Source organism: Sphingomonas populi (assembly GCF_004208535.1).
In the GTDB taxonomy this organism is placed as follows: domain Bacteria; phylum Pseudomonadota; class Alphaproteobacteria; order Sphingomonadales; family Sphingomonadaceae; genus Sphingomonas; species Sphingomonas populi.
Genome location: NZ_SGIS01000099.1, coordinates 1 through 4,654 on the forward strand (window position 1 = coordinate 1; position 4,654 = coordinate 4,654).

Here is a 4,654-nt window from a genome sequence, read left to right on the forward strand (position 1 = left end):
CAGAAAAGTCGAAGTCGGTGCGAAGTGCGATAGGCATGGCAAACTCCAGTCCGTTTGCCATCTTGAATCAAAGCTTACCGCCGCTGGCAAGCCCTTGCGAGTCACGATCATCGAGACTTGGTATTAGACGATGCCGAACGGGCCCTGGCCCACCGCCAATAGGGGCGGATCAGCCCCTCCCCGCGTCTGCACGGCGGGCTATCGCTGGTGACGTGACCCCCGTTTTTTCCTCCAGTTGGAGCTAGAGTCCGGCCCGAAGAAGGGATGGACAGATGAAGCGGAATGAAGGACCTGCTTTAAAAAAAATGGTGACGCCTGCCGCAAAGCGGGAAGCGGTCGCGCATCTCCAGACGGCGCTGGGGATGAGCGAGCGGCGGGCGTGTGCTGTCGTCGGAGCGGATCACGCGAGCATGCGGTACCGCTCGTGCAGGGGAGATGATGGCGACCTGCGGTCGCGATTGCGCGAGTTGGCGCAGCAGCGTCGGCGGTTCACGGGCATCGCTCGCACGACCGTTCAACGCGCGCTTGAGCGCTCGAAAGTGGCAAAGCTGGTCTGGCCGCTTTCTGCCAGCGTAGCGTGACTTCCTGGTCGAGTAGCAGACCGAGCCATTCGGCATGATCGAGCGACCGGGCCTCGGGGTGAGATTCCAGATCCTGTAGGCCCTTGGCCATGCCTGAAAGGCCAAGCGTGTTGAGCAGATCGAGCGTTGGATGAAGCAGCATTCGATGTCCTTTCATTGAAAGTAGGTAACCGTCCGATTACTACCGCAGTGCCCGGGCCTTGAAGCGGGCGGCGAGTTCGGGATCATCGACGAAGTCATCGAGAAACTGGTGCCAGGTTTTGGTCGTGAGACGCGGTTCGCTCAGCATGTCCGTCAACTCTTCGACGCCGCGATCGGTTAGCGCGGTGATGGCCTCGTCGGGACCGGTGTAGACGCTGATGATGGCGCCGTAGGTCAGATTGTCGTGGTTCGAGACGATGGCTTCCAGCAACGCCACGCCCTCGCCGAGCATCCTGGCTACATAATCGAGGGTTCAGACGTATGTGGCCGTGACCATCAGGCGGCCAGCGTGCGTATTCCGACGAAGTGGGCCGGGCGTACCGGTCTGAAGTGGGCCACCGCTCCGCTGCGAAGCGGGCCACCTGTACCGATCCGAAGCGGGCCATCTGAGAGGCGCTGCTTGGGTCGTTGATGGACGATTCCTTGAACGGTAGCAGAGGTCAAGCGTCGAGTGCGGGAGCGCGTCTTTTGCGGAGACTCTCGCCGGCGAGATCGATGCGATAAGCGTTGTGAACTATGCGGTCCAAAATTGCGTCGGCCAACGTGGGATTTCCTATGATTTCGTACCAGCGGTCCACGGGGATTTGGCTGGTGATGAGGATGGATCCGCGGTCGTAGCGACCCGCTTGCCTTTGTGGAAGAGCTCGATCGTGCCGGTGGTGATGCGGGCATCGACCTGCTGACGCATCAGCGCATGTGGAACGGAGTAATAGAACTTATCGATTTCAACATGATAATCGATGCCCACGCGCACCAATTTCCATTCGGCATATTCATATTCCGCGTCCGGCAACGGCTTCAACGCCGGCCGCTCGAGGCTCTCGAGTAGATCGGCGCGGCTGACGCCGAGCTTGCGCATGGGGCGCGTGTTCATATCCGTCATTGCATCAGCGACGGCCGCATTGGCTTCGTCCAGTGAGAAGAAGGTCCGATTGCGTAGCCGGCCAATGATATAGCCCTGGGCGAAACGAACTCCCGCCTCGACGGAAGCCTTGTCTTTTGGTCTTTTCGGTCGCGCCGGAAGCACGCCGACGGCGTAATGCTCGGCCATCCGGCCGTAGCTGCGGTTGATCTCCGGGTCGTAAAACGACGCCTTGTTCACACCGCTCTTCAGATTGTCGGGCACCAGAAGCCGCGTCACGCCGCCAATGTGGCGGAACAGCCGGACATGCGAGCCGATCAAGTCCGGCAACGTCTGCGACCAGGTCACCTCCGCGAAGGTGTAGTTCGACGCGCCCAGCACTGCGACGAAGATCTCCGCCATGCGAACCTCGCCGGTCAGCGGATCGCAGATCGCCTGCCGTTTGCCGGAATAGTCGACAAACACCTTGTCCCCGGCACCATGATGCTGGCGCATGACCGACGACAGCCGCTGTTGAAACTCGCGCAAAAGCTCGCAAAACCGGCTGTACGCGTATCCGTCGGGCCAGATCTTCCGATACTCTTCCCACAAGATGACCATTGTGAGCGCTGGCCGCCGCAACTCACGGACCAGCTCTGCCCAGTCCGGCTCCTGACGCTTGCGCACACCGGCACCGAAGCCAGCGTTCTTCCCGGATCTTTCGTAAAGTCGCTCTTCCAACACCTCGTCAGTGACGTCATCCGCAAGCGGCCAGGCCAGCTCTGCCACTTTCGAGCGCTCAAGCGCGCGTTGAACGGTCGTGCGAGCGACGCCCGTGACGCGCACAATGTCGCGCGTCGAATTGCCTTCGTGGTGAAGACGCAAAATGCGCCGTAACTGTCTCATGGTCAACGATCTCCTGGCAGGCATCCACCCCTCCGTCCTTGTGCAATGGACGGGGCTTCTGCCGCAGTTGCCGACCCCAACAGCTCTCCTAAATGTTGCCGCTAGCCCGGCCCGCTTGCCACCGGAATGGTGGCCCGCTTCACATCGGTACGCTGGCCCACTTCACCGCCGGAATGGTGGCCCGCTTCGCGTCGGAATACCCGGCCCGCTTCCCTCGGAATTCGCAGCCAGCGCTTGCGTGACGGTCAGCGGCACCCAATTCCAGGGCAGTAATTCGTCGATCCTGTTGATCTTGTGATCGTGGATACGATTGAGCAGGTCGGTGATGTATGCTTGGGGATCGAGGCCATTCATCTTGGCGCTTTCGATCAGCGTCATGTCGCGCGCGAGGGTTTCGGCGCCGGCCTCGGAGCCGGCGAACAACCAGTTCTTCTTGCCCAGGCATATGGGCCTGACGGTGCGCTCGGCGGCGTTGTTATCGATGGCGACGCGTCCGTCATCGAGGAACAGGCTGAACGCGTGCCAGCGGCCCAGGGCGTAGCGAAAGGCCTTCGCCAGGTCGCCCTTGGTCGAGATGCCGGTGAGTTGCTTCTCAGCCCAGCTATGCAAAGCTTCGAGCTTCAGTTTGCTCAGTTGCTGGCGCACGGCCCGGCGGATATCGGCAGGCTTGCCCGCGATCTGGCGCTCGATGTCGTAGAGCTGCCCGATACGCTCGAGCGCCTCGTGTGCGATCTCGGAATTTTGCGATGTCCAGATGTCATGAAAATCGCGTCGCCAGTGCGCAAAGCAGGCCGCTTCCCGGAAGCGAGGGTTCCCATCCGCGGCGGGTTCGTAGAGCTTGGCATAGCCTTTGTAGGCGTCGGCCTGAAGGATACCGCTCGCATTGCCCAGATGGGCCAACACATGCTCGGCTTTCCAGTTGGGCGCATAGCGGTAGACGACCCCGGGCGGCGCGGTGCCGGCCCAGGGATGTGCAGATCAGGTGCGGGCGGCTCGCGATCGATCGACAATCTACCGGCGCCTATCTGTTCGAAAATACCGCGTCGGTCGTCCAGGCCGTCCAGGACCTCCGGGAAAATCGTGTTCGACAGGTGGATCTGAGAATCAGTCAGCGTCAGCAGGAGGGGCATCAACATGCGTGATCGCACAGCATCGCCAGTTGCGCCGATGTCAGGCGCGCCGTCCCGTCAGTTGCATAAGGCCACGGAAAACGGCCTCGCTCGAGGAGCTTGTAATAAAGGCAAAATCCCTGCCCATCCCAGTAGAGCAGCTTCAGTCTGTCGCCGCGCCGCCCCCGAAAGGCGAATACGGCACCACTGGCCGGCTTCTGTCGCAGCACGGTCTGGGCGAGCATCGCAAGACCAGAAATCCCTTTGCGCATGTCAGTGACGCCGCAGGCGAGATACACCCTTACGCCGGTTCCCGGTCCGATCATGCAACTTCCACCGACCGGATCAGCCGGGTCAAGGCCGTAGCATCGATGCCGCAATCGAAGCGAAGGCGTCGTCCCTGCGCGAGACACAGCTCGACCATCAAAGGCGAGACCACCCGGCCCTCAGGCACTGGCTCCGCGCTCGGCATGGGCGCCCCGATGTCGACCGGCAAAAAGGTCGGCCCGGCCGGCGCAGGCAGCAGCCCTCGCTTCCTCAACTGACGGCGCCATTGATAGATCTGGCTCCGGGACACTTCGTAGCGCCGCGCAACGCGCGCCAACGTCTCGCCGTTCACCCCCACCGCAGCGACGATCTCGAGCTTCTCCGCTTGCGTCCACCGACGACGCCGTTCTCGGCCCAATATCTCCATCGCCGTCCCTCGCTCTGGCTCAGGACGTCCATAAAGACGTCCTTATGGACGTCTCTTACGCGCTCACGCCACCTCCCGGCAGGCGGCCTCAATCGGTCGGTTACGAACTCCCGCCTCGACGGAAGCCTTGTCTTTTGGTCTTTTCGGTCGCGCCGGAAGCACGCCGACGGCGTAATGCTCGGTCACCGCCACCGAGCGCCCGGTGGCGATGCTGCTGCGCACCGGCAAGACGCCCTCGGGGGCCGAGACGGCGGGTCACGTCCGCCGCCTGATCCGCCGCATCCGCAGCCACTGGCCCGATAGCCACATCACGCTGCGCGGC

At 62.1% G+C, this 4,654-nt stretch carries 5 protein-coding genes and 3 pseudogenes; 1 reads left to right on the top strand and 7 read right to left on the bottom strand.

Annotated features, from left to right (window positions below; all coding sequences use genetic code 11):
* Window positions 1-489: 489 nt before the first annotated feature.
* From EWE75_RS26125 to tnpA, 7 genes and pseudogenes are all read right to left on the bottom strand, one after another.
* On the bottom strand, window positions 490-723 hold the full coding sequence (locus EWE75_RS26125; protein ID WP_130160540.1) for an IstB-like ATP-binding domain-containing protein: 234 nt from the start codon (window positions 721-723) through the stop codon (window positions 490-492).
* Window positions 724-762: 39 nt separating this feature from the next.
* A complete protein-coding gene (locus EWE75_RS23880; RefSeq protein WP_165388521.1) occupies window positions 763-1,014 on the bottom strand; it encodes a hypothetical protein in 252 nt (83 codons plus the stop codon).
* A 208-nt stretch (window positions 1,015-1,222) separates the two neighbouring features.
* Window positions 1,223-1,381, bottom strand: a pseudogene (locus tag EWE75_RS25375) (ATP-binding protein); the annotation flags it as partial.
* Window positions 1,336-2,553 carry an IS21 family transposase gene (istA, locus tag EWE75_RS23890; RefSeq protein WP_130160541.1) on the bottom strand — a complete coding sequence of 406 codons (1,218 nt, stop codon included), beginning with the start codon at window positions 2,551-2,553 and terminating at the stop codon, window positions 1,336-1,338. The pseudogene EWE75_RS25375 and the gene istA, both read right to left, overlap by 46 nt.
* Window positions 2,554-2,775: 222 nt before the next feature.
* Window positions 2,776-3,498 (bottom strand): annotated as a pseudogene (tnpC, locus tag EWE75_RS23895) (IS66 family transposase); the annotation flags it as partial.
* A 160-nt stretch (window positions 3,499-3,658) separates the two neighbouring features.
* Window positions 3,659-3,964 (bottom strand): IS66 family insertion sequence element accessory protein TnpB, encoded by a 306-nt coding sequence (gene tnpB, locus EWE75_RS23900; protein ID WP_130160542.1) that lies wholly within the window; start codon window positions 3,962-3,964, stop codon window positions 3,659-3,661.
* A complete protein-coding gene (gene tnpA, locus EWE75_RS23905; protein WP_130160543.1) occupies window positions 3,961-4,332 on the bottom strand; it encodes an IS66-like element accessory protein TnpA in 372 nt (123 codons plus the stop codon). The genes tnpB and tnpA overlap by 4 nt, the downstream gene beginning before the upstream one ends.
* Before the next feature lie 184 nt (window positions 4,333-4,516).
* Here tnpA and EWE75_RS23910 point away from each other — a divergent pair.
* Window positions 4,517-4,654: pseudogene (locus tag EWE75_RS23910) on the top strand (transposase); the annotation flags it as partial.